Origin of the sequence: Parapedobacter luteus (assembly GCF_900168055.1) — a bacterium.
GTDB lineage: Bacteria > Bacteroidota > Bacteroidia > Sphingobacteriales > Sphingobacteriaceae > Parapedobacter > Parapedobacter luteus.
The window spans coordinates 675,531-698,322 of record NZ_FUYS01000002.1 but is presented as its reverse complement, the minus strand read 5'-3'; the positions used below and the strand labels follow the sequence as shown (position 1 = coordinate 698,322).

21 protein-coding genes are annotated in these 22,792 nt (G+C 50.2%); 9 read left to right on the top strand and 12 right to left on the bottom strand.

Annotated elements, in window-relative coordinates; genetic code table 11:
- Nucleotides 1-219: 219 nt before the first annotated feature.
- Nucleotides 220-1,536 carry a mechanosensitive ion channel family protein gene (locus tag B5X72_RS06280; RefSeq protein WP_233632597.1) on the top strand — a complete coding sequence of 439 codons (1,317 nt, stop codon included), beginning with the start codon at nt 220-222 and terminating at the stop codon, nt 1,534-1,536.
- A gap of 4 nt (nt 1,537-1,540) precedes the next feature.
- Here the strand turns inward: B5X72_RS06280 and B5X72_RS06275 are convergent, their stop codons facing one another.
- The 3 genes from B5X72_RS06275 to hrpB all read right to left on the bottom strand — a co-directional run bounded on the left by B5X72_RS06275 (nt 1,541) and on the right by hrpB (nt 6,740).
- A complete protein-coding gene (locus B5X72_RS06275) occupies nt 1,541-2,050 on the bottom strand; it encodes a hypothetical protein (RefSeq protein WP_245826851.1) in 510 nt (169 codons plus the stop codon).
- Between the two features lie 38 nt (nt 2,051-2,088).
- On the bottom strand, nt 2,089-4,113 hold the full coding sequence (locus B5X72_RS06270; RefSeq protein ID WP_079716049.1) for a M3 family metallopeptidase: 2,025 nt from the start codon (nt 4,111-4,113) through the stop codon (nt 2,089-2,091).
- Nucleotides 4,114-4,226: 113 nt separating this feature from the next.
- Nucleotides 4,227-6,740, bottom strand: a complete 2,514-nt coding sequence (gene hrpB / locus B5X72_RS06265; RefSeq protein ID WP_079715947.1) for an ATP-dependent helicase HrpB — start codon at nt 6,738-6,740, stop codon at nt 4,227-4,229.
- Between the two features lie 35 nt (nt 6,741-6,775).
- On the opposite strand from hrpB, the gene B5X72_RS06260 reads away from it, so the two are divergent.
- On the top strand, nt 6,776-10,147 hold the full coding sequence (locus B5X72_RS06260) for a DEAD/DEAH box helicase (protein ID WP_079715946.1): 3,372 nt from the start codon (nt 6,776-6,778) through the stop codon (nt 10,145-10,147).
- A 51-nt stretch (nt 10,148-10,198) separates the two neighbouring features.
- On the opposite strand, the gene B5X72_RS06255 is transcribed toward B5X72_RS06260, so the two are convergent.
- From B5X72_RS06255 to B5X72_RS06240, 4 genes are all read right to left on the bottom strand, one after another.
- Nucleotides 10,199-11,425, bottom strand: a complete 1,227-nt coding sequence (locus B5X72_RS06255; RefSeq protein WP_079715945.1) for a nucleoside permease — start codon at nt 11,423-11,425, stop codon at nt 10,199-10,201.
- Between the two features lie 46 nt (nt 11,426-11,471).
- Entirely contained in the window at nt 11,472-12,080 is a 609-nt protein-coding gene (locus B5X72_RS06250; RefSeq protein WP_079715944.1) for a bifunctional nuclease family protein, read from the bottom strand.
- Between the two features lie 108 nt (nt 12,081-12,188).
- On the bottom strand, nt 12,189-13,163 hold the full coding sequence (locus B5X72_RS06245) for an electron transfer flavoprotein subunit alpha/FixB family protein (protein ID WP_079715943.1): 975 nt from the start codon (nt 13,161-13,163) through the stop codon (nt 12,189-12,191).
- A gap of 37 nt (nt 13,164-13,200) precedes the next feature.
- A complete protein-coding gene (locus B5X72_RS06240; RefSeq protein WP_079715942.1) occupies nt 13,201-13,938 on the bottom strand; it encodes an electron transfer flavoprotein subunit beta/FixA family protein in 738 nt (245 codons plus the stop codon).
- A gap of 116 nt (nt 13,939-14,054) precedes the next feature.
- Here B5X72_RS06240 and B5X72_RS06235 point away from each other — a divergent pair, with 116 nt between their 5' ends.
- Complete coding sequence (locus B5X72_RS06235; RefSeq protein WP_079715941.1) at nt 14,055-14,390, top strand: tetratricopeptide repeat protein; 336 nt, start codon at nt 14,055-14,057, stop codon at nt 14,388-14,390.
- Here the strand turns inward: B5X72_RS06235 and B5X72_RS06230 are convergent, their stop codons facing one another.
- Nucleotides 14,391-14,594 carry a hypothetical protein gene (locus tag B5X72_RS06230; RefSeq protein ID WP_079715940.1) on the bottom strand — a complete coding sequence of 68 codons (204 nt, stop codon included), beginning with the start codon at nt 14,592-14,594 and terminating at the stop codon, nt 14,391-14,393.
- Nucleotides 14,595-14,696: 102 nt separating this feature from the next.
- Nucleotides 14,697-15,833 carry a cysteine desulfurase family protein gene (locus B5X72_RS06225; RefSeq protein ID WP_079715939.1) on the bottom strand — a complete coding sequence of 379 codons (1,137 nt, stop codon included), beginning with the start codon at nt 15,831-15,833 and terminating at the stop codon, nt 14,697-14,699.
- Between the two features lie 103 nt (nt 15,834-15,936).
- Between B5X72_RS06225 and B5X72_RS06220 the strand changes: the two genes are divergently transcribed.
- The 5 genes from B5X72_RS06220 (at nt 15,937) to trxB (ending at nt 19,346) form a co-directional block, all read left to right on the top strand.
- Nucleotides 15,937-16,479, top strand: coding sequence for an RNA polymerase sigma factor (locus tag B5X72_RS06220; RefSeq protein ID WP_079715938.1), 543 nt, complete (start codon nt 15,937-15,939; stop codon nt 16,477-16,479).
- 9 nt (nt 16,480-16,488) lie between these two features.
- Nucleotides 16,489-16,851 carry a hypothetical protein gene (locus tag B5X72_RS06215; protein ID WP_079715937.1) on the top strand — a complete coding sequence of 121 codons (363 nt, stop codon included), beginning with the start codon at nt 16,489-16,491 and terminating at the stop codon, nt 16,849-16,851.
- A 23-nt stretch (nt 16,852-16,874) separates the two neighbouring features.
- A complete protein-coding gene (locus B5X72_RS06210; RefSeq protein WP_079715936.1) occupies nt 16,875-17,099 on the top strand; it encodes a hypothetical protein in 225 nt (74 codons plus the stop codon).
- A 247-nt stretch (nt 17,100-17,346) separates the two neighbouring features.
- Nucleotides 17,347-18,333, top strand: coding sequence for a 3'-5' exonuclease (locus B5X72_RS06205; RefSeq protein WP_079715935.1), 987 nt, complete (start codon nt 17,347-17,349; stop codon nt 18,331-18,333).
- A gap of 59 nt (nt 18,334-18,392) precedes the next feature.
- Nucleotides 18,393-19,346, top strand: coding sequence for a thioredoxin-disulfide reductase (trxB, locus tag B5X72_RS06200; protein ID WP_079715934.1), 954 nt, complete (start codon nt 18,393-18,395; stop codon nt 19,344-19,346).
- Between the two features lie 18 nt (nt 19,347-19,364).
- Here the strand turns inward: trxB and B5X72_RS06195 are convergent, their stop codons facing one another.
- Both B5X72_RS06195 and B5X72_RS06190 read right to left on the bottom strand, forming a co-directional pair.
- Entirely contained in the window at nt 19,365-19,865 is a 501-nt protein-coding gene (locus B5X72_RS06195; RefSeq protein WP_079715933.1) for a rhodanese-like domain-containing protein, read from the bottom strand.
- Entirely contained in the window at nt 19,862-21,202 is a 1,341-nt protein-coding gene (locus tag B5X72_RS06190; RefSeq protein WP_079715932.1) for an MBL fold metallo-hydrolase, read from the bottom strand. The genes B5X72_RS06195 and B5X72_RS06190 overlap by 4 nt, the downstream gene beginning before the upstream one ends.
- Nucleotides 21,203-21,270: 68 nt before the next feature.
- Here B5X72_RS06190 and B5X72_RS06185 point away from each other — a divergent pair, with 68 nt between their 5' ends.
- On the top strand, nt 21,271-22,155 hold the full coding sequence (locus B5X72_RS06185; RefSeq protein WP_079715931.1) for a hypothetical protein: 885 nt from the start codon (nt 21,271-21,273) through the stop codon (nt 22,153-22,155).
- A 255-nt stretch (nt 22,156-22,410) separates the two neighbouring features.
- Here the strand turns inward: B5X72_RS06185 and B5X72_RS06180 are convergent, their stop codons facing one another.
- Nucleotides 22,411-22,710 (bottom strand): hypothetical protein, encoded by a 300-nt coding sequence (locus B5X72_RS06180; RefSeq protein WP_079716048.1) that lies wholly within the window; start codon nt 22,708-22,710, stop codon nt 22,411-22,413.
- Nucleotides 22,711-22,792: the final 82 nt, after the last annotated feature.

Here is a 22,792-nt window from a genome sequence, read left to right as displayed (position 1 = left end):
CTCCGGAAAGGGCTTGTCGTCACTGTTTACATGTTTCATTTTAATGTGTTGATAATAAAGTTTTTATGTTTTGAGTTAAAATCGATAGGTTGTTTGTCAGCGGTAGCTGGCCGCTGCTTGTTGGCAGCAATACCGTTTTTGAAAACCGGCTGAAATGCTTAGCTTTGCCGCCGTTTTCTTTTTGTTGCAATCCGGAAGTTTTATTTAATTTAAGCTGAAATGGAAATGGATACTATCGCCAATTCTTCAAACATGATTTACCAATGGACATATGAGAAGCTACTTGCGTGGGGAGTTCCCGACGCACAAGCTAACCTGATCAATCTATTTTTACTGCTTACGTTGCTACTGATTTTTCTGGGGATTGTTGATTTTGTTGTCCGTAAAGTTTTGGTTAATGTGTTAACGAAGGCAGCGAGCCGATCGGCCACGAAGTTTGATGATTATCTGGTGCGCAACAAGGCGTTGGTTCACTTTGCGCGGCTTATTCCGCTCATCGTGTCCATAAACTTCATCCCGGTGGTGTTTTCCGGTTTTCCGACATGGATTGATCCGGTGCGGAAATTTGTCGATATCCTGCTCGTCATCGGCTGGGTGATGTTGCTTCGGGCGCTGTTTCGTTCCGTGCGCGACCATCTGCGTACTAAGCGGGGCTTTCACGATAAACCGCTGGACAGCTACCTGCAGGTGATCAACATCTTTATGTTTTTCATTGCGGGTATTATTATATTTTCGATGGTAACGGGAAAATCTCCATGGGCTTTTTTGGGCGCCTTGGGTGCAGCCTCAGCCATTTTGATGTTGGTATTCAAAGATACTATCCTTGGATTTGTGGCAAGTATACAGGTCTCCACCAATGATATGGTGCGTGTAGGCGACTGGATTGAGATGCCCAAATATGGGGCGGACGGCGATGTGATCGAAATCAACCTGAACACGGTAAAAGTCCAGAACTGGGACAAGACCATTACCACCATTCCGACCTATTATTTAATTACCGATTCGTTCAAAAATTGGCGGGGCATGCAAAATGCAGGCGGGCGGCGCATCAAACGTGCCATCAACGTCAAGATATCGTCCATTCGTTACCTTACGTCCGATGAAATCGACCGGTTAAAGAAAATCCAGTTATTGAAGCCCTACATTGAGGAGAGGCAGGAAGAAATCGATCGATACAACGAGCAGACCCAAGCTGATCGTACGATGCCCGTAAATGGCCGTAATATGACGAATGTGGGACTGTTTCGCCAATATATCAATCGGTATACCCAAAGTCATCCACAAATACGCCAGGATATGACACTGCTTGTGCGCCAATTGCAGCCTACGGAGCACGGCCTGCCGATAGAGTTGTACATGTTTACAGCAGATACGCGCTGGGCGATTTACGAGGGCATTATGTCGGATATTTTCGACCACTTGCTGGCGGCGATTAAATACTTTGAGCTGGAAGTGTTCGAAGCGCCGGCATCTGATGACATTCGCAGTCTGCGGCTTTCGGCATTAGCGCCTTACAACGGCGATACGCCGGCCTGATCGTTCAGCGGTCTCGTGCGTCGTTGATGACACGTATTACCTCATCGATCACGGATTTTGCAGTCTCCCGCATCTTTGGATTGCCGTCAAAATCGGCGTCTAACGTTACCGTCTTGCTTTTTTCCTTATAGTTAAACTGGAGGTAAAACCGTGGCACAGGCCTTTCTGTATTGTTTTGCGGCGATTGCGGCACCGGGGACGTCATATCTTCCGGGAGATTCCAGAATCCCAACTGGGCCGCCTTGCCATGAAGGTGGCGCATGTCGTCTTCCCGGAGCCGTACCGTGTCGGTCACCAATGAATCGCTTCTATTTAGGTATTGATAAACTCCTGATTGTGAGTCAAAGCGATTGACGAGGCTGTCACCTTCGCCATATTTAAGTACGATGGATTCAAAATCGGAAAACCGATAGGGTGCATTCCGGATCATCTGGCTGTAATAGACATAACAATATAACGCGAAGGGCACAATGATGCATATAGCGAGAAAAATCCGTTTATTATGTTCGCTCATGGAAATTGAATATGGCGGCAAAAGTACATAAAAATCCGTTATTCCACTAATCCCGCCCGTTTGAGCAATGCGTCAGGTGCAGGCTTGCGCCCCCTGAACTGGATATAAAGCGTCATGGGATCGATTGTACCGCCGCTGCTGAGCAACGCCTTGAATTTAGCCGCCGTTTCGGGGTTGAAGATACCGGTTTCCTTGAAGTATGAAAACGCGTCGGCATCGAGCACTTCGGCCCATTTGTAGGAATAATAACCAGCGGAATATCCCCCAGCAAAGATGTGGGAAAAAGATGTGCTTTGTGCGGTGCCGGGGACATCCGGATAAAGTAGGGTGTCGCGTACGGTATCTTTCTCGAATCGCTCGATCGGCGTATCGTTGTCGAGTTTACCGGTATGGTAAGCCATGTCCAGCAAGCCGAAACCGAGTTGGCGTACAGTCTGGTAGCCTTCCATGAAGTTCGCGGCGGCCACGATTTTGTCAATTTCTTGCTCCGGCAGTGGATCGCCGGTTTGGTAATGACGGGCAAAGGAGCGAAGGAAGTCCTTTTCGTAGCAATAGTTTTCCATAAATTGCGAAGGCAGTTCCACGAAATCCCAGTAGACGTTGGTACCCGAGAGGCTTTCAAAGGTCGTGTCGGCAAGTATGCCATGCAGTGCATGCCCGAATTCGTGGAAGAGCGTAGTCACCTCGCTGAAGGTAAGCAAGGACGGCACTTCGCCCACGGGGCGGGCGAAGTTGCATACTATGGAAATGTGCGGTCGCACCTGTTGGCCATTTTCTTTCCACTGGCCACGGAAGGCGGTCATCCAGGCGCCTGCGCGCTTGCCTTCCCGGGGATGCCAATCGGTATATAGCAGGGCCTTATGGAGGCCGTTTTCCAGCACTTCGTATACCGTCACTTCCGGGTGATACGTAGGGATGTCCGTGCGTAGTTCAAAGACCAGGCCGTACAGCCTGCTTGCCGCATCGAAGGCAGCCTCCAACACCTGCGGAAGCGGGAAGTACGGTTTCAGCGCCTCCTCCGATAGCTTAAACGTGGCTTCCCGTAATTTTTCGGCGTAATAGGCATGGTCGTAAGGCATGAGGGAGGAAATACCATCCGTTTCAGCCAGTGCCTGCAGTTTCGCTACCTCTTGCAGCGCCCGGGGTTTGGCTTTTTGCAGCAGATCTTGCAAAAAGTCCAGTACAAGGGCAGGAGAGGAAGCCATGCGTTCCTGGAGGACGAAGTCTGCATGGGTACCGAAGCCGAGCAGTTTGGCCCGGCGGTCGCGCAGTGTGACAATGTCGCGTACGATGCCCTCATTGTTATATTCGTTGGGTTTCAGCGCGCGGGTAGCCGAAGCCAGGTAAAGCTCCCGCCGAAGATCGCGGTTGGCTGCATATTTCATAAATGGCACGAAGCTGGGGAAATGGAGCGTGAATACCCACCCGTCAAGCCCGCGTTTTTCTGCATCCGATTTGGCAGCAGCCACAATGGAATCGGGCAACCCCGCCAGTTGCGCCTGATCCTGAATATGTAGCTGATACGCATTGGTCTCTTGCAGCACATGCTGCGAGAACTTCATGGTCAATGTCGCAAGCTGCTGATCGATTTCGCGCAGCTTTTCCTTATCTTCCGCCGATAATAGTGCACCATTGCGTGCAAAGCTCTTGTACGTTTTATCCAAAAGCCGAACTTCCTCCGGCGTTAATGTCGATTCGTCAGCCTCGTCATGCACCTGTTTCACGCGCTGGAACAGTCCGCTGTTGAGCATGATGTCGTTGCTATACGCGGCCAGTACGGGCGATAGCTCCTGTGCAAGTTGCTGGATGTCGTCATTGGTTTCCGCGGCATCAAGATTAAAAAACGTAGCTGACGCCACGTTAAGCCGCTTACCAGCGTATTCCATTGCGGCAATGGTGTTGGCAAAGTCCGGTGGCGCCGCGTTGCTGACGATGGCATCGATTTCCTGCTTGGCCTCTTCAATAAGCTGGAGGATAGCCGGCTTGAAATGTTCGGGTTTCAAGGATTCAAAGGGTACGCTATCGAAGGGAGTGCCGAAAGGCTTCAACAAAGGATTGTCCATGGAATCTTCAAATTTATGAAGCACCGGCTACGCCGGTGGCGATTATAGCAGCCAAACTTAGCGAAATTATCCTTTATATGCAACGCGATTAAATGGTAACCGTGTGAAGCCCCTTAACGCGTTGCATCTTTTGGCGTGGGCCTTTTTTTGGGAACGCCCTGTACGGCCTGTGCCGTTAAGGGATCCTCGGGCCAGGCATGCTTGGGGTAACGTCTTTTTAATTCCTTTCTTACTTCAAAGTAAGCAGTCTTCCAGAAACTGCGTAGATCGCCAGTGACCTGCACGGGTTTGAAGCCTGGCGATAAGAGATGCAGCACGACGGCGGTACGCCCATCATTTACTTTGGGCGTATCCATCATGCCGAACACCTCCTGCAACCGTACCGCCAATACAGGCGGCTCCCCAAGGGCCGAGTAACGCAGCTTAGCGGCTGAGCCGCTCGGCACGGTGATGCTGGTGGGGGTTAGGCGATCCAATGCCTGTTGTTGTTCGTATTCAAGGCTGTGGTGCAGCATGTGGAGTACGTCCAGCTTTTTCAGTTCGTCGGCTTTAAGGATACCCTGGAGATAAGGACTTAGCCATTGTTCGGGGCGGTGGAGCAGGCTTGCGGTGGATACATCCGGCCAGTCTTCGTGAGGTCGCCATTGGCGGAGGCTAAGCACGCGGTTTTGCCACTGCAGCACCGCGTCGGTCCAATTGAGTAGTTGTGTTCCTTCGCTGCGGATGGCATCGCAAAGTATGCTGGTCATGGACGCACTGTCGGCTACGGCTATGGGTGAGGAGGCCAGTGTAACGCTGCCGATTCGATGGTCGCGGGTGGCAATGATGCCTCCCTTTTGTGTATTCCAGAACATGCGTTCCGTTATTTGGGCGAAGGGGAATAGGTCAGCCGGATTGAGCGGGGACGCCAAAAATACTTTGCCCAATCCGTCGCGCGCATCGAGCAGCGCGATAGCGAGCCAAGGCTCAAGGGCCAAGTCGTCGCCCGATGGTATAACGGCCTGTTTGCCGTTGGCCAAATGATAAGTACCCTTGCCGTCATCCCTGGCCTTGGCAATGCGCTCGGGGTAGGCCCGCGCCAAAAGGATACCGGTATGATAGCTGTCTACGGGGCCATTATCTTCGTGAGTGCCGAGCAGTTTTCGATAAGAACGGGCGATCTTCTCGATATTATCCAGGCGTCTGCTTTGTTTGGTATACGCCCGGTGCTTGCGCAGCGTATCGATACGGAGGTTAATGTCGGTGCCGGCTTCGCGGCCAAGCGGATCACGCTCGTCGAGCAGTGCGGCGATATCGGTAGCGAGGCCAGACATGCCAAGGCGCTTGCCTTCAAGCAACATATGCGCAATGCGGGGATGGCACGGCAGGGCATGGACTGCCTTGCCGTGGAGGGTGACTTTCCCGCCGTCAATTGCACCCAATCCGTGCAGCAGATCACGCGCCTGGACGACGGCTGGCGGTGGCGGCGGCGTAAGCCAGTCGAGCTGATTAAGATCATGTACGCCCCATTGGGCGGTATCAAGCAAAAGAGACGTAAGGTCCGCTTCCAGAATTTCGGGTGTCCGGTAGGCGGCCATGCGCTGTTCGGTAGCTGCGGTCCACATGCGGTAACAGGTGCCCGGCCCCAGCCTGCCTGCACGGCCGGTACGCTGATTAGCCGCATCAACGGAAATACGTGCGGTCTTGAGGCGTGACAGCCCCGAAGGCGGGTCAAACACCATGGTACGCGTATAGCCACAGTCGACCACGACAGTGATACCTTCTATGGTTAGACTGGTCTCCGCAATGGCGGTGGCCAGCACAATTTTCCGTTTTCCGTTTCGGTTAGGTTGGATCGCCGCATGCTGTTCAGCCAATGAAAGTTGTCCGTAAAGCGGATGAATGGCTGCACCGACGGGGTTGGTGAGCAGCAACTGCTCACAGGCGCGGATCTCGGCTTCACCCGGCAGGAAAGCAAGAATGTCGCCCTGTTGCTCCCGAAGGGCACGGAGAATGGTGCGGGCACACTGGGTAGGTAGTTCACGTAAATCCGGCTCTTCCGTATGAATGATGTCAACGGGATAAAGCCGTCCCTGGCTTTCCACAACCGGTGCATGGAGGAGCGCAGCGAGTTGGCTGGTATCTAATGTCGCCGACATCACGAGCAATCGAAGATCCGCGCGAAGCACCTGCTGGCTTTCGCGGCAAAGTACCATGGACAGATCGGTGTGCAGTCTTCGCTCATGAAATTCATCGAAGATGACAATACCGACGTCCTCCAGCGCATTGTCCTGGTGCAGCATACGGGTGAGGATACCCTCGGTGACCACCTCGATGCGTGTGCGGGCAGACGTCTGGTTTTCGAAGCGCACACGGTAGCCTACGGTCTCACCGGCCTTTTCGCCCAATAAGGACGCCATACGGTGGGCGATGCTGCTCGCGGCTAGCCGGCGTGGTTCAAGCATGACGATTTTTCGTCCGGCTAACCAAGGTTCATCCAAAAGAGACAACGGTATAATGGTGCTTTTTCCCGCTCCCGGCGGTGTGCTGAGGATGAGGGTGTTCTGTGTAGCGAGGTGTTGCCTCACCTGCGGGATCGCCGCTACAATAGGGAGGTGGACCTGTGTCAAATCAAAACGTGCTGCCATGCCCGGCAAAGATAGGAAAAGGATATCTTTGCAGCATGCTTGAGTTCCAGGAGTCGCATGTTTTCACATTTCGCAATCAGCTGATGGATCAGCTTTCGGGAGGGACCGCAGCGTCAGTGATCGATCGCGGCCTTTGGACGGATTTTCCGGCGGCGCCTACGGTGCAGCCAAACATGTTGAACGTGGATGCTGGGACATTCACCTGCTGCATGGGCGACGGCCCGACGGCCACGGTGAAGGTTGTGCAAGAACATGGGCAGGTAACATTGTCCAGCGATACGACCGGTTTGCCCGACCGGTTGACCCCGGCGGAAGCTGCCGTGTTAATCACCATTCTGCGGAGGGAGGAATTTGGTGTGTTTTTCAGGCCGTTGCTCCGCCATCGAAAGCTGCGGCAGGCAGCCATTGCCTATGGGCTGGAGCATGAACCGGATCTCGAGCGATACCTGATGCCGGTATTTTCAGACGGGCGGCTGATTATCCGGCCACGTTTAGCGGGATTGTTGCCGCTCACGTCGCCCAGGTTGCGGATGCTAAGTGACCAGGCGGAGCTGTACCAGCACCAACCCCACCGGCAACCCGTCAGCACACCACCTGCCGACAGGCTCGCCGTCGTTATCAGTCGCCATAAATATTATCGGAATCCGATAGTGGAACTCATTGACACTGAACTAACCAAATCCGGCAGGCTAAAGCCTCCCTTTACTCGAATCGATCCACTCAAGCTGGCCACAGCCGCCACAAGTGCCGATGAAGCCAAATTCTATGCGGCGATAGCACAACTCCAGCAGGTACAGGAAGGGGACCGTACAACATGGGATTTGAAGGCTCTGCAAATTATCGTTGAAAACGGCCGTAATTGCCGGTTTTATTACCATGACGAACAGTTTAGCGAGAATTTTTCTTCCAAATCACTTATGCCGGTGAAAACAGCGCTGCTGCACGGCGCAATGAGACTGTCAGTGCGGACCGAAGGTGTGTGCTACGCGCTGACGGGCGCCATAACCCTCGCAGAAAAATCATATCCCCTGCAGGCACTGCCGTTGAAGTTCAGCTATTTTCTTCAATCTGACGATAACATATTGTATCTATTGGACCATCCGCTCTTGTGCACTGTGACGGTGCTGCTGAAGGAAAGCGGAGGCAAACTGCTCGTCCATGCCAGCAAATTCCGGGATTTCCAGCGATTGTTGGATAAGCTGGCTGACAGCATTTGCGTGGAATACCCCGACGTCAAACAAGGCACGGCGGAGCAACTTGCCGAAACTGGCCTCGGGGCACCGTTGGAACGGGTGATTTACCTGTCGGACTTCGGCGATCAGGTGATGGTTATCCCCGTTGTGCGCTACGGCGATGCGGAGGTGGCGATTCGTACCGAGAAACAGTTGAAGGCGATGGACGGGAAAGGGAATGATTTTTTGGTGCCGAGGGATAGCGATTTTGAACAGACCTTCATTGAGTTGCTGGTCAAGCAGCATCCGCATTTTGCCGAACAGCTAAATAATCAGCTTTATTATTTTTATTTGCATAAGAAATACTTTCTTGAAGAAGAATGGTTTCTGCCTGTATTCGACACGTGGTATGAAGCAGGAATCCAGGTTTTTGGATTTAATGAGTTGACAAACAATAAGCTAAACCCAAATAAAGTAACGGTTGATATCAAAATCATTAGCGGTTTAAATTGGTTCAATGCCACGCATCTGGTGCGTTTCGGAAAGAAAAAGGCGTCGCTAAAAAAAATTCAGGCGGCGCTGCGCAACAAGAGCAAATATGTGGCCCTGGATGACGGCACGGTGGGGATCCTGCCGAAGGAGTGGCAGGAAAAATTCAGGCAATATTTCCTTGCAGGGAAAGTAGTCGATGACGAAACCATCCGTTTTGCCAGCGCTAACTTCGAGACTGTGGCGACACTTTACGACACATCGATGTTTGACGAAAAAGCAAACGAGGAAATAAAGATGTTGCGTGAACGGATAGCCGATCTTGGATCGGCACAACCGGTGGCCGAGCCCCGTAGCTTGACCGTTCGTCTCCGTCCGTACCAACGACAAGGCCTGAATTGGCTCGGCTTTTTAGACAGCGTTAATTTCGGTGGTATACTGGCAGATGAAATGGGATTGGGCAAGACCGTGCAGGTTATTGCTTTTATGCTGTCACAGCGGGAAGCCGGCCGTATCGGCACGGACCTTGTTGTGGTCCCTGCGACGTTGATTTTCAATTGGCAGCGGGAGCTGGCCAATTTGGCACCTTCATTGACGTTGCTGACATTGTACGGCGCCGGCCGCGCCAAGTCAATCGAAGCTATCGGACGGCATGATGTGGTGCTGACGTCCTACACGACACTGTTGGCTGACATTCGTTTCTTGAAAAATTTCGCTTTCAACTCCATATACCTGGATGAATCACAGAACATCAAGAATCCCGATTCGCAACGGCATAAGGCCGCCAAGCTGTTGCAAGCGCGCAACCGGATAGCCATCAGTGGAACTCCATTTGAAAACAGCTCATTTGACCTGTATGGGCAATTATCATTTGCTTGTCCGGGGTTGTTGGGTGACAAGCGGTATTTTCGGGATGTATATGGCAAGCCTATAGACCAATTCAAGAACCAGAAACGCCGGAAGGAACTCCAGCGGAAAATACAGCCGTTTATCTTGCGGCGCACGAAACAGGACGTTGCGTCGGACCTGCCCGAGAAGGTCTCGGTGATACTGTACGCCGAAATGGGCGATCAACAACGCAAGATATATGATGCATATGAAAAGGAATTCCGGGACTTTGTATCAGCTCTTTCCGGAGAGGAACTGGATGTCAGCCCAATGCATGTGCTTCGCGGATTGACCCGGCTCCGCCAAATCTGTAATTCGCCGGCATTGTTGCCCGATGGGATGTTAAATACCGCTGTATCAGCCAAAATCGCAGTACTGAAAGAACAGATCCAAGACAAGGCCCCCTACCACAAAATAGTGGTTTTCTCACAGTTTGTGGCGATGCTGCACCTGATTGCGCGTATGCTGGATGATATCGGAGTACGTTATGTAAGCCTTACCGGTAGCACACGTATGCGTGAACAAGTCGTCAACGCGTTTCAAGAAGATCCAGCGATACGCGTTTTTCTCATAAGCCTTAAGGCCGGAGGAACAGGCTTAAACCTCACCGCTGCCGAAGTGGTGTATCTGGTGGATCCATGGTGGAATCCCGCCGTGGAAAACCAAGCCATCGATCGGGTGCACCGCATCGGACAAGATAAGAAGGTGACGGCCTATCGGCTGGTGACACCGGCGACAGTAGAGGAAAAGGTGCTGCAATTGCAAGCTACTAAACGTGCGTTGGCAGATGGCTTGGTAGGTAGCGATGCGTCATTTTTCAGGACATTGGATAAAGACCAGCTATTGGGACTGCTGTAGGTCATCGATAGCATGATCTCATGCGTGCGGCCCGGTAGGTGGCCGCCTTATCTACCGTACGGCTATCCGTTTATCGCGGAATACCAACAGAAACAACACGGCCAAAGCCAAGGCGTAACCCGAAAATGTGAACCAGATACTTGGCCAGTCTCGTATTCCTTCCGTGGTAAAGTGGTCGACTACCCAGCCGCTACCATATCCGCCGACGATAGCGCCGAAGCCATTGGTCATAATCATAAATACCCCCTGTGCGCTGGAACGGATTTTCGGTTCGGCGACTTTCTCGACATACAGCGAACCGGAAATGTTGAAGAAATCAAAAGCCATCCCATAGATAATCATCGATAATATCAGGAGATAAAGCTTGTCATCGGGATTGCCGAGGCCGAAAAGGGCGAAGCGGAGTACCCAGGCGAAGATGCTAAACAGAATCACGTTCCGGATACCAAACCGCGTCAAAAAGAAGGGGATCAGCAAAATAAAAAATGTTTCGGAAATCTGGGATATAGACAACAAAAGGTTGGGATGCTGTACGCCAAACGAATCGGGATAGGTGGTCTTAAAATCATCGAGGAACGGGCCGCCGAAGGCGTTGGTTATTTGTAACGCTGCGCCGAGCAACAGCGAAAAAATAAAAAACAAGGCTGTATCCCTGTGTTTAAACAAGACAAACGCATCCAGGCCCAGTGAAGATGCGAGCGACTTTTTACGGGTCTCATCAAGGAAAGGTGGGGACGGCGGTACGGTGAATGCATAGCAGCCTAAAAAAATGCCTGCACCTGCAGCTTGATAGAGCTGGAAGGTGCTTTTGGTCCAGCCCATGAAATCGACCGTCCACATGGCTACAATAAACCCTACCGTGCCCCATACACGGATGGGAGGGAAGGCTTTGACCACATCGTATCCCTTGCGGGTCAAAACGTTGTAACATACGGAGTTGGACAAGGCGAGGGTAGGCATGTAAAACAGCGAGTTGACGAGCATTAAGGAATAGAACATTTGAAAATCGGTCACACGGGTGGCCGCAATGAGCGCCCCTGCGCTGATGAAATGCGAAACAGCAAATACGCGCTCGGCATTGATCCATCGGTCGGCCACGATGCCCAGCAACCCCGGCATGAAAACAGACGCAATACCCATCGTTGAATAAACTGACCCGATTTGCAGACCGGAGAATCCCAATTGGGTACTCATATATCCACCGAGGGAAATGAGCCAAGAACCCCATACAAAGAATTGCAGGAAGTTCATGACGATGAGTCGGATTTTTATTGACATGTCATTGTTAGGTTAACGACGACTGAGAACAAGAAACCTCGTCGTGTTAAGACGATTTCCTTCGGGTGATTTCATCCCGGATACGGGCTGCCTTTTCATACATTTCCTCTGCCAATGCCTTCGATAGCGTTTCTTGCAGTTGATCATCGGTCATCGATGCAAACGAAGAGGTTTCTTTCGAAGCCATGATCTCCGGATCATTGGCACCCGATGACTCGATATTTTCAAGGAATACAAAATCATTGCCCTCGATGACGATGCCTGCAGAAGCCAGGATGAATTCGTAGGTATATACCGGTGCCTTGAACCGCACGGCCAATGCGATTGCATCCGATGTCCGAGCGTCTATCTCAGTTTGCTTATGGCCGTCGTTGAAGATGATTTTGGCATAAAAGATGCCATCCACTAAGTTGTAGATAATCACTTCATCGATACGGATGTGATAGGTTTCGGCAAATGTTTTGAATAGATCGTGGGTTAATGGCCTGCTGGGCGTCATCTTTTCGATTTCGATGGCGATGGCTTGTGCTTCAAATCCACCGATGATGATTGGTAGACGGCGGCGGCCCGAGACTTCTCCCAAAACCAATGCATAAGCTCCCGATTGGGTTTGACTGTAGGATAAACCGACGATATCTAATTTAATCTTTTTCATGCCTGATTCGATGCACGATCACAAAGATGCGAATTGTTATTGAAAAATTCCGCTTCCTTTATTCATTTCTGCTATAAAATTAGCGGTATCCATGGCAAATCCCATCCATTAATGGCCTTTATAAGCCTTGATGGCCGCTGTAAGCTTGGGTATCACCTCAAAGGCATCGCCGACGACGCCGTAATCAGCTACTTTGAAGAACGGCGCCTCGGGGTCCTTGTTGATGACTACGATGGTCTTTGAAGCACTGATCCCTGCTAAATGCTGAATGGCGCCAGATATTCCGATGGCGATATACAGATTGGGGCTTACTGTGATGCCGGTTTGGCCGACATGCTCCGAATGGGGGCGCCAACCGGCGTCCGACACCGGTTTTGAGCAGGCGGTGGCGGCACCAAGTGCGTCTGCAAGTTCCTCGATCATCCCCCAGTTTTCGGGGCCTTTGAGGCCACGGCCTGCGGAGACCACGATTTCGGCCTCGGGCAGTGATACTTTATCCGTGATGCGGACAATTTCTTCGACGATAGTCGCCAAGTCGCGTTCCTCGATAGGTGGGCTAAACGTCTCGATCTGGGGGGTGTCCCCTGTTTCCTGTGCCTCGAAAGCATTGATATTGAGTGAAATAACCTTTTTATCGGAAATCAGCTCGGTAAAGGCGAAAGCTTTACCTGAAAAAGCAGTTTTCTTAACCGTCAGTTTATTTCCTTCGACAACGGGCAGTTCCACTGCCCCGTCAGCTAACCCGGCACCGAGCTTGGCAGCTATCCGGGGTGCTAAGCCTTTTCCGCTGAAAGAATTGGAAACAATCACCAGGTCCGCATTGGCGTGATTGGCGGCTGCTGCTACGACGGACGCGTATGCTTGATTGATAAATCGGTTGAGTTGCTCTGACGACACATGCAACACGGTCGTTGCGCCGTAATGACCAAGAGACGCCAGCTCGGATGTGGATATATCACCGATGGTTACCGCTGTAACCCATGTATTCGTGATATCAGCAATGGCCTTGGCATAGGAGACTGCTTCGTATGCAGATTTTTTGAATGTGCCATCGGCATGTTCGGCATATACTAAAATTGACATGTTCGCTATATTCGTGTTCTACAAGTTCATACAATGGTTAAATCACCCGGGCTTTGTGACGAAGCAGATCAACCAGTTTGTCGATGTCTCCAGCGTCCACCCATGTAACCGTACCCCTGGGCTCAGGAGTCTCGTACCGGACAATGCTCGACAGCACAGGGACATCCACCGGTTCGGCGATTGCCAATGGCTTGGTGCGGGCGCCCATGATACCGCGCATGTTTGGGATACGGGGCTCGGCAACGCCTTCGGCCGTGCCCGCAATCAGGGGAAGCGGGATAGACAGCACTTCTTTGCCGCCTTCGATTTCCTGTTCGACGGTGGCCATACCGCCGTTTATCTCAATTTTCTTCGCTATGGACACCGAGGGTATACCCAGGAGCTCCCCGACAAATGCGGTTACCTGTGCGCCGTTGTAGTCGATGGATTCGCTGCCGGTCAGAATCAGATCGAACGATCTGCTTTTGGCATAACTGGCTATTTGATGAGCTACAAACCACCCGTCACGGGGTGCGGCATCGATACGGACAGCCTCATCCGCACCGGTGGCCAGCGCTTTTCTGATGGTTGCTTCGGTACCCGCTTCGCCAACATTGAGAACGGTCACCGTGCTTTTACCCCCTTCGGCCAGGCCGATCGCTTTCGATAACGCGATCTCATCATACGGATTGATGATATATTGAATTCCGCTCGTGTTGAGTGAGGTATTGCCGTCGGAAAAGGTAATTTTCGAGGTCGTATCCGGAACGTTACTGATGCATACTAATATGTTCATAACACTGGTTTTCTACAAACATCGACAAACTTTTGCTTTTATACAAGCGGAAGGATGGCGCTCCACACGGGAAGTACCGTGAAAAGTCGTAAGTTTGTGGCTTAAATAGTACGTTGATGAGCGAACGATTACAGCAGTTGATTGGTTTCCTCGCGGAGAGTCCGTCTGATCCTTTCCTTAAATATGCGCTGGCCACTGAATATCTAAAATTGGGGCAAGTCGATAATGCACTTCGGTATTATGAGGAGTTGCTGGACAAACATCCCGATTATGTGGGAACCTACTACCATTTAGCTAAATTATATGAGGCCTTGGAAAGAAAAGCAGATGCCATAGCCGTCTATGAAAAGGGCATGCAGGCGGCGGAAAGTAAGCGCGACCTGCATGCCCTGTCCGAATTGCGGGCTGCTTTTCATGCTGCAACCAGTATGGAGGACGGTGACGACGAATAACTACACCGTTCCAGGGTTGCTAACGTCCGCCGGGGAATCATGTTTTCTTTTGTGATTGCGATCGGCAAAGCTTTCTTTGTCCATGTCGATTACCTGTTCGGCTTCCGCCACCACTTCGTTTTCATCCTTTGCCTTTTTTGCTGATGGCTTGTCGTTCCTGTTGTTGCTTGGAATGTTCTCCGTTACTTGATTTTTCCTATCCATGATTGCTCTCCTTTCTATGTCTTATTACTAAAAGGACAACAGCCGGTAGCTGCCAATGTTTGGAGAAATTGGGAATTATCTGACGTACGAAGCCGGACGCCGTTATGCTTTTTCCAGGCAGAGTTCGCGTAGTTTGCCCACCACGAAATCAATTTCCTGACGGGTGTTGTTTTTGCAGAACGAGAACCGGACGCAGGGCCGTTTGGCGTCAGACCCTATAGCGTTGAGCACATGCGAACCGATGTCCGAACCCGAACTGCACGCGCTTCCGCCGGAGGCGGAAATACCCGAAATGTCGAGGTTGAATAACATCATATCCGCAATGTCGGTACAGGGAAATGAAACGTTAAGCACCGTATACAGACTGTTTTGGGGACTGATGTCTCCATTGAAACGAATGTCCGGGATGGACGCTTTCAGCTGAGCGATCATGTAATCCTTTAATCCTTGAATGTATTGGCGGTGTTCGTCGATGTGTGCATAGGCGAGCTCAAGCGCTTTGGCCAATCCGACGATGCCATAGACATTTTCGGTGCCTCCACGCATATTGCGTTCTTGTGCCCCGCCATAAATGAAAGGCTTGATTTTCGTGTTGTGATTTACATAAAGAAATCCGACGCCTTTCGGGCCATGGAATTTATGCGCAGCGCCCGTCACGAAATCGATCTGCAACTTCGCCAGGTCATGCACATAGTGCCCCATGGTTTGCACCGTATCCGAATGGAAAAGCGCATTGTATTGTTTACAGAGTGCCGACACGTACTCGATGTCTGTCAAGGTGCCAATTTCGTTATTGGCATGCATCAACGATACAAATGAACGCGGGCTTTCGCTCAATAATTTTTCCAATTGGTGGAGGTCTACACGCCCTTGCTGATCAACGTTAAGCAGGGTGAGGCGGATAACGCCGCTTTTTTGCAATTCTTCCAGTGTGTGTAATACCGCATGATGCTCCAACGGGGAGGTGATGGCGTGGGTGATGCCATGATCGATAATGCCGCGTACGATGGCCGTATTGTCGGCCTCGGTGCCTCCTGATGTGAAAAAAATCTCGGCGGGGGCCACGTTTAGCAATCTTGCTACCGTCTTACGTGCCTGTTCGACGATGGCCTTTACCTGCCTGCCATGCGCATGGATGGACGAAGGATTACCATAATATTTTTCCATCGTTTCCACCATGGCGCTGAGGACTTCGGGGTCGAGCGCCGTGGTGGCTGCATTGTCTAAATATACTTGCATGGTGCAAAGGTAAGCAACAAAAGTAAAATTTTTTGAAATGTTTTCATGACCTATTCGTCTATATAAACAGACAGCGAGATGCTATTACGGTAATGTGCCGAAAATGACTCAGGAAAAACAAAGCAAAATCACAGCGACCATAACGTCCCATCGAAACGGGTTGCTTGGCTTTATCCGGAAATATGTAAATAATGACGCTGATGCAGAGGACATCTTGCAGGACGTGTGGTATCAGCTGAGTGCGGTAATTAACACGCGGCCGGTTGAACAAATGGGGGCGTGGCTTTACCGCGTAGCAAGAAATAAAATTATCGATAAACGGCGAAAAAAATCGGAAGTGCCGCTGAAATACCAAGCGAATGGGGAAGAGGATGCCGTGCAGGCTGTGGGTTCCATGGTTACCGATAGCAATCCGGAGACCGCTTATCGCGAACGTGTGATCTGGCAGCGGTTTTATGCCGCCTTGGATGAGTTGCCTCCGGCACAACGGGATGTATTCGTGTGGCATGAACTGGAGTGTATTCCTTTCGCGGAGATCGCCGAATTCACCGGCGAACCCGTTGGCAAACTGGTGTCGCGGAAGCACCACGCGGTGTTGCACTTGAGGAAACAGCTGAAAATTTTTTATGATGAATTAATTGATTGATAAGTAAACATGGAAAAGTTATTTAAAAGTAAAATGCGGTTTGTATTGATCCCGATTATGGCTGCTGCGTTCGTGATATTGGTGGGTTATTTGGTGATGATGTTATGGAACTATACGTTGCCTGCCTTATTGGGGGTAAACACGATAACATTTTGGCAGGCCGTGGCCTTGTTTTTCCTCTGTAAAATTTTATTCGGCTTCGGCGGAGACGGGGCGAAGGGGGGGAGAGGCCGATGGAAGAAAAAGGACGATCACGGCGCTTTCAGTCCGATGACCGAGGCAGATAAAAGCCGCTTTGGGGCATATATGCGCTGGAAAGCATGTGGCTGGAAGCATGAGGCCGATGAGCAGGAACAAAAGGGCGACGTGTAACGCCATAACTAAACAGGAATACGATGAATGAAGTATTTATTTTCAAAACCAGTGTGGACACCCCTGCGCATGTGGAGCGAGTTGCGTCATTATTCCGGTCGATCGATGCCATCAGGCAATGGAGTTTTGACCTGGAAGACTGTGATCGGATTCTTCGTGTGGTGGCCTTAGATTTTGAGCCCGAGGCGGTTGTGCAACTGCTGATGACCGCAGGCATAAGCTGCGAGCATATGGAATACGAATTATAACGGAGTAACTAACGCGGCAGCATGGGGGTAGAATCGGAAATAATGTTTACCTTTGCGTCGCAATGGAAATCAAACAACCGGAGAAAGAAGATTATAGTTTTTGGACACGGTATAAACGTTTTGCCGGAAATGAAATTCTGCTATATGTAATTATGGTGGTTGGTATTCTGTTGGGTATTATGCTATTTAACTGATTTCAATTAATCACTTGTCTATACCTAAAAGCACTCCGCAAAACAACTTTATCATGAATCTCAAATTAAACCGTCCACTGGCATTTTTTGACTTGGAGACAACGGGCGTCAATGTGTCTGCAGACCGCATTGTGGAAATCTCCATCCTCAAGGTTTTTCCAGATGGCAGTGAAGAGGTAAAAACGCTTAAAATTAATCCCGGAATTCCTATACCGATGGAATCGTCTTTGTTTCACGGTATTTATGATAAAGATATTCAGGACGCCCCGGTTTTTAAGGAAGTGGCTCAAGAATTAGCCGACTTTATCGGAGACTCGGATTTGGCAGGATACAACTCCAATAAGTTTGACATTCCGATGCTCATGGAAGAGTTTATCCGCGCGGGCGTTGATTTTTCATTGGAGGGACGGCACTTCGTCGACGTGCAAAACATCTTCCATCAAATGGAGCAGCGCACGTTGAAGGCGGCTTACCGCTTCTATTGCAATTGTGAACTGAATAATGCCCACAGTGCCGAAAACGATGTAAAGGCTACCTACGAAGTGTTGAAATCACAATTGGATCGATACCAAGGCATGGAATGGGAAGATAAGCTCGGCAATAAATGCGTACCGGTGGTCAACGATGTCGAAGCGCTGCACCGGTTTACGAACCTAACCCGACCAGTGGATTTTGCGGGACGGATGGTCTTCAATGAACAAGGTGAAGAAGTGTTCAACTTCGGTAAACACAAAGGGCGCACCGTCGAAGAGGTATTCGCCATTGAACCCAGTTATTATTCATGGATGATGCAGGGCGATTTTCCATTGTATACAAAAAAATGTTTGGATGCGATATGGCAGCGATTTCGGGCAAAGCAAAAGGAACAACGTGCTGTCACAAATAAATCGGAGAACCAACCGAAGCCCGCTCCCGGTACCGCACAGCCTAAGCAGGAGAAACGTGACCATGCACAACAGCATCATCAACGCCCTAAACAAAAGCCTGGCCCCATAACCGCTGACATGTTGAAAAGCCTGCAAGAGAAGTTTGGGAAATGACAAACGCATGTTGAATTAGCCGGGATAAACCTGTATTTTTGCATGTCAAAAAAACGACCATGTTACAAGAAAACGAACACATAAAATGCCTAATTATCGGTTCGGGCCCTGCGGGATATACAGCGGCTATTTATGCTGCCCGAGCTGATCTGAAACCTGTTCTCTATACGGGTATAGTGCCGGGCGGCCAGCTTACGCAAACGACTGACGTGGAAAACTTCCCCGGTTATCCCGATGGCGTACAAGGTACCCAAATGATGGAAGATTTCAGGAAACAAGCCGAGCGCTTTGGTACCGATATACGTTTTGGATACATTACGTCCGTGGAGTTTTCGAATGATGTACACCGCGTGGTGGTCGATGGAGAAAAAACCGTAACGGCGGAAACCGTTATCATCGCTACGGGCGCTACGGCCAAGTGGTTGGGGCTTGAAAGTGAACAAAAATACAACGGCTTTGGTGTATCGGCCTGTGCGGTCTGTGATGGGTTCTTTTTCCGGGGACAGGACGTCGCCATTGTAGGGGCCGGAGACACCGCGGCCGAGGAAGCGACTTATTTGGCGAAGCTTGCCAATAAGGTACATATGCTCGTGCGCAGAGATGAATTCCGGGCTTCAAAAGCTATGCAGCATCGCGTCTTGAACACGCCAAATATCGAAATACATTACAACACCGAGGCGAAGGAAATCATCGGAGATGGCCAGAGCGTCACTGGTGTACTGGTATATCATAACCAAACATTGGAAGAGCGGCTGCTTCCGGTAACCGGGTTCTTTGTAGCCATCGGCCATAAACCGAATACCGAACTCTTTAAGGGAATCCTGGATATGGATACCAATGGTTACCTGATCACCCACCCGGGTAGTACACGAACGAATATCGAGGGCGTATTCGCTTGCGGTGATGTACAGGATCACATCTATCGCCAAGCGGTCACAGCTGCGGGAACAGGCTGTATGGCTGCACTGGAAGCTGAACGCTACCTTGCGGCCAAAGAACATGCCATCGTATAGCCTGTAGCCTATCGCGCATTAATGTATGCGTGTTCCATATTCAAGCCACTTGGACCAGCTGGGCTCATATATGTGAATTTTGGTGGTTTGTACATTATTCCTGTTGTACACCGGATTGCGTTGGTTTACCCATTCGTATATGCCGCCGAATAGGTTATATACATGCTGGTACCCCGCTTTTCTTAGCTTTTCGCCGATACGCTCGCCGCGATTGCCGATTGCGCAATAAACAACGATGGTGTCGGTCTTTGGAATATTATATATTTTGCGCATATCGAACCATACGTAACCGACATGCTGCGCATGCCTCATATGGCTCACCTCGTACTCTTCCTGCTCCCGTGCATCCAGGATAACGATACCTTGTTTCATCATTGCCTTTAGCTCGCTTACCGTCACTGTCGGAACGGTATGCCGATAAACACGGTTCAGCTGATCGGCAAATCCCGGATTAGCTGTTGAATCCTGCTGCACATTTCCGACGATCAGCCCCGCCCAGGTAACGAACTGCCAGATCATTTTCCAGGAGAAAAATCCAGAATAGCTGTACTCATATCCTGTATAACCGTATCGGCCAACGTAGCCGCAAGGATACTTGAACCGATTGCCGATCGATATCCTCCCGCGCAATGCACGACAATAGGGCGGGTAGCCGGGATAAGATGGGCTTGCGAGCGAAGTTCGTTCAAGGGTATATTAATGGATTCATTAAAAATCGGATTGGACGACACCTCATGGCGATTGCGGATATCCACAATGGTGTAATCCTGTTGGTGGTCTATAAAATGCTCCTTGTTAAACGGGGTGGTCTGCGCTGCTCCATCGGTAATTGCCAGTAGTCCCTTCACCTGCTGCTCGTAACCAATCTTGGCAACCTTCTCGAGAAGCGTCCGCAGCTGCTGGCGGTCCCCACCCAATAAGTAAAACACTTCATTTGGTTGGACAATCGTGCCCAGCCATGTTTCAAATCGCAGTCCGTCCGGTATGTTGATGCTACCGGGTAAATGCCCGGCACGGTATTGATCCTGCGGCCGGCCGTCAACGATAAGGATACCCGCGCTAATTTCAGCAGGGCTGTTGAGCAAGGGAGCCGCTTCAATGCTTGCCTCGAATGCAGGAGCACCTTTCTTGTTGAGCATCACGTCGTATTCAAAGTAGCCCGGAACGAACGGCTGCTGTTCGATAATTAATGCTACAAACTCATCTTCACTCATCGGTTGCAGGGCATAGTTGTGATGGATCTCCCGCCCAACGGAACTGGTCAGATCGTCGCCCATATTTTTGCCGCAAAGGGAGCCGGGGCCATGCGCTGGGTAAACCAGCACGTCAGCCGGCAGCGTCATCAGCTTCTCCCGAGTGGAACGGTATAGCTGTTTGGCCAATGCCACCGCTTTCGCAGTGATGTTTCCCACATTTTCTCGTAAATCAGGCCGCCCTACGTCGCCGACAAATAGCGTATCGCCCGTAAATATTGCGTGAGGTTTATCATTTTCGTCAACGAGCAAAATGCAAATGCTGTCGGGCGAATGCCCAGGTGTATTGATGGCCCGTAATACTAACTTGCCAAGCGCAAGCTGGTCGCCGTCGTCAAAAGGAACGTGCGGATACTCCGCGCCGACTAGCTTGCTGGTATAAAGGGTTGCTCCCGTGAGTTGACGCAGTTCCAGATGTCCACTGACAAAATCAGCATGCGGATGGGTTTCAATGACGGCAACGATTGTTGCTTGATGCTCCGCGGCATAATCCAAATAGGACTTTGGGTTGCGTGCCGGGTCGATTAAAGCCATCTGACCCTCGCTTATGATGGCATAAGAAGCTTGTGCCAACCCTTTGTCGTAAAATTGATGTATATGCATAAGGCATAAATTAGGCTACAAAGATAGGGAAAATGTTTTGGCAGAAAATTAATTCGTAACTTGGCATCATGCGGCAGATCATTTATGTATGCTATGCCTTGGTTGTATGCAGCTTGCTGACGAATCATACAAACGGGCAGGAGAGGGGCGCATTCGGCGAGCGGGAAGCCAAAGGTAGTCTCAGCTATGACGAGATCAAGGAGGCTTCCGGGCTCGTCGCTTCGGTACGGAATCCGGGGAATTTCTGGACCCACAATGACAGCGGCGATCATGCAAGGATATTCCTCATAAACGATTCGGCACAGCTTAAGAAGACATGCTACCTGAAAGGCGTTGTGGCCCGCGACTGGGAGGATATCGGCATCATGAGACGGCATGGAACGAATTATATCATCGTCGGCGATATCGGCGATAATAAAGCGCAATATCCTTACGTTGCCGTACATATCTTTGAAGAACCCAAGGTGACGGTCCGTTCGCCGGTGGTGGATACGATACCGCCAACAGGTATATGCTCCATCATACTGAAATACGAAGACGGTCCACGAGACGCCGAATCGTTATTTTTTGATCCTCAAGACGAACGCCTGTACATTATCAGTAAACGGGAGCTTTCCGTAGGTGTCTATTATACGGATCTGCCATCCGGCCCTGTAGACACACTGGTACTGAAGAAGGCAGGTAACTTGCCACTCGCCTTTGCCACTTCGGCTGCCATCAGTGCAGACGGGCAGGAACTTTTGGTCAAAAATCTGGTGGCGGTATTTTATTGGAAACGAAAACCCGGTGAGACCATACCGGACATGTTGAAGAGGCCTGCGGTAACGTTGCCGTATATTCCTGAACCACAAGGCGAGGCCATCGCGTTTTCCCGCGAAGGAGACGGTTACTATACGTTGAGCGAAAGACCTTTGGGCATGGCCGCAATCTTATATTTTTATAAACGGTTATAGCAATCAAACAGGAATCTTGTTTTTGCTAATGTGTTGGTTTAGATATTCTTATAATATATTTTTAAAAAAATATGACTTTTCCGAATAAATTAATTGGCAAGTTAGGCCATTTTCCATATTTTTATGGCGCAAACTGACTCGTTATAAACTTAAAAAAAGTCCTGATTGTTCAACAATCGGGACTTTTACGTTTATAAATCGTGTCGCCGTCGTGCAGGCTGCGCCAGGTCTGCTTGTCTGGAACCGATATCACCCCTACGTATTTCGGTTACCGGTTAACTCCTGCTGCTGCCTCAATTGGTTGACGTTGTTTTTTGCCGCAAAGTCATCCGTTTTTTCTGCAAAGCTGTTCAGTAATTCGGTAATTGCGTCCGAATTTTCGGCCGTGCGTTGATAAATATCGGGTAGTACCCTTTCGAGGCGGCTATCTCCCAATTCGATGTTATCAACCTCTATCTTGCCTATTTTTTCCAAAACCGCCTGTTGGCTTCGTTTTAAATCTTCCAACTCGCGGACAATTTTCTCCATCAGTTCAAATTTTTTCAACTTATCCATCATGTCTTTTTTATGATATTAAACAGGGGAAAATGAAAAAAGTTTTGATTAAACTAACTAATTAGTTATATTGCAAAGGTTT

Bases quoted from the DNA above. Each gene is read 5' to 3' on its own strand.
- B5X72_RS06280 (WP_233632597.1), top strand. From the start codon at position 220: ATGGAAATGGATACTATCGCCAATTCTTCAAACATGATTTACCAATGG.
- B5X72_RS06275 (WP_245826851.1), bottom strand. From the start codon at position 2,050: ATGAGCGAACATAATAAACGGATTTTTCTCGCTATATGCATCATTGTG.
- B5X72_RS06270 (WP_079716049.1), bottom strand. From the start codon at position 4,113: ATGGACAATCCTTTGTTGAAGCCTTTCGGCACTCCCTTCGATAGCGTA.
- hrpB (WP_079715947.1), bottom strand. From the start codon at position 6,740: ATGGCAGCACGTTTTGATTTGACACAGGTCCACCTCCCTATTGTAGCG.
- B5X72_RS06260 (WP_079715946.1), top strand. From the start codon at position 6,776: ATGCTTGAGTTCCAGGAGTCGCATGTTTTCACATTTCGCAATCAGCTG.
- B5X72_RS06255 (WP_079715945.1), bottom strand. From the start codon at position 11,425: ATGTCAATAAAAATCCGACTCATCGTCATGAACTTCCTGCAATTCTTT.
- B5X72_RS06250 (WP_079715944.1), bottom strand. From the start codon at position 12,080: ATGAAAAAGATTAAATTAGATATCGTCGGTTTATCCTACAGTCAAACC.
- B5X72_RS06245 (WP_079715943.1), bottom strand. From the start codon at position 13,163: ATGTCAATTTTAGTATATGCCGAACATGCCGATGGCACATTCAAAAAA.
- B5X72_RS06240 (WP_079715942.1), bottom strand. From the start codon at position 13,938: ATGAACATATTAGTATGCATCAGTAACGTTCCGGATACGACCTCGAAA.
- B5X72_RS06235 (WP_079715941.1), top strand. From the start codon at position 14,055: ATGAGCGAACGATTACAGCAGTTGATTGGTTTCCTCGCGGAGAGTCCG.
- B5X72_RS06230 (WP_079715940.1), bottom strand. From the start codon at position 14,594: ATGGATAGGAAAAATCAAGTAACGGAGAACATTCCAAGCAACAACAGG.
- B5X72_RS06225 (WP_079715939.1), bottom strand. From the start codon at position 15,833: ATGCAAGTATATTTAGACAATGCAGCCACCACGGCGCTCGACCCCGAA.
- B5X72_RS06220 (WP_079715938.1), top strand. From the start codon at position 15,937: ATGACTCAGGAAAAACAAAGCAAAATCACAGCGACCATAACGTCCCAT.
- B5X72_RS06215 (WP_079715937.1), top strand. From the start codon at position 16,489: ATGGAAAAGTTATTTAAAAGTAAAATGCGGTTTGTATTGATCCCGATT.
- B5X72_RS06210 (WP_079715936.1), top strand. From the start codon at position 16,875: ATGAATGAAGTATTTATTTTCAAAACCAGTGTGGACACCCCTGCGCAT.
- B5X72_RS06205 (WP_079715935.1), top strand. From the start codon at position 17,347: ATGAATCTCAAATTAAACCGTCCACTGGCATTTTTTGACTTGGAGACA.
- trxB (WP_079715934.1), top strand. From the start codon at position 18,393: ATGTTACAAGAAAACGAACACATAAAATGCCTAATTATCGGTTCGGGC.
- B5X72_RS06195 (WP_079715933.1), bottom strand. From the start codon at position 19,865: ATGATCTGGCAGTTCGTTACCTGGGCGGGGCTGATCGTCGGAAATGTG.
- B5X72_RS06190 (WP_079715932.1), bottom strand. From the start codon at position 21,202: ATGCATATACATCAATTTTACGACAAAGGGTTGGCACAAGCTTCTTAT.
- B5X72_RS06185 (WP_079715931.1), top strand. From the start codon at position 21,271: ATGCGGCAGATCATTTATGTATGCTATGCCTTGGTTGTATGCAGCTTG.
- B5X72_RS06180 (WP_079716048.1), bottom strand. From the start codon at position 22,710: ATGGATAAGTTGAAAAAATTTGAACTGATGGAGAAAATTGTCCGCGAG.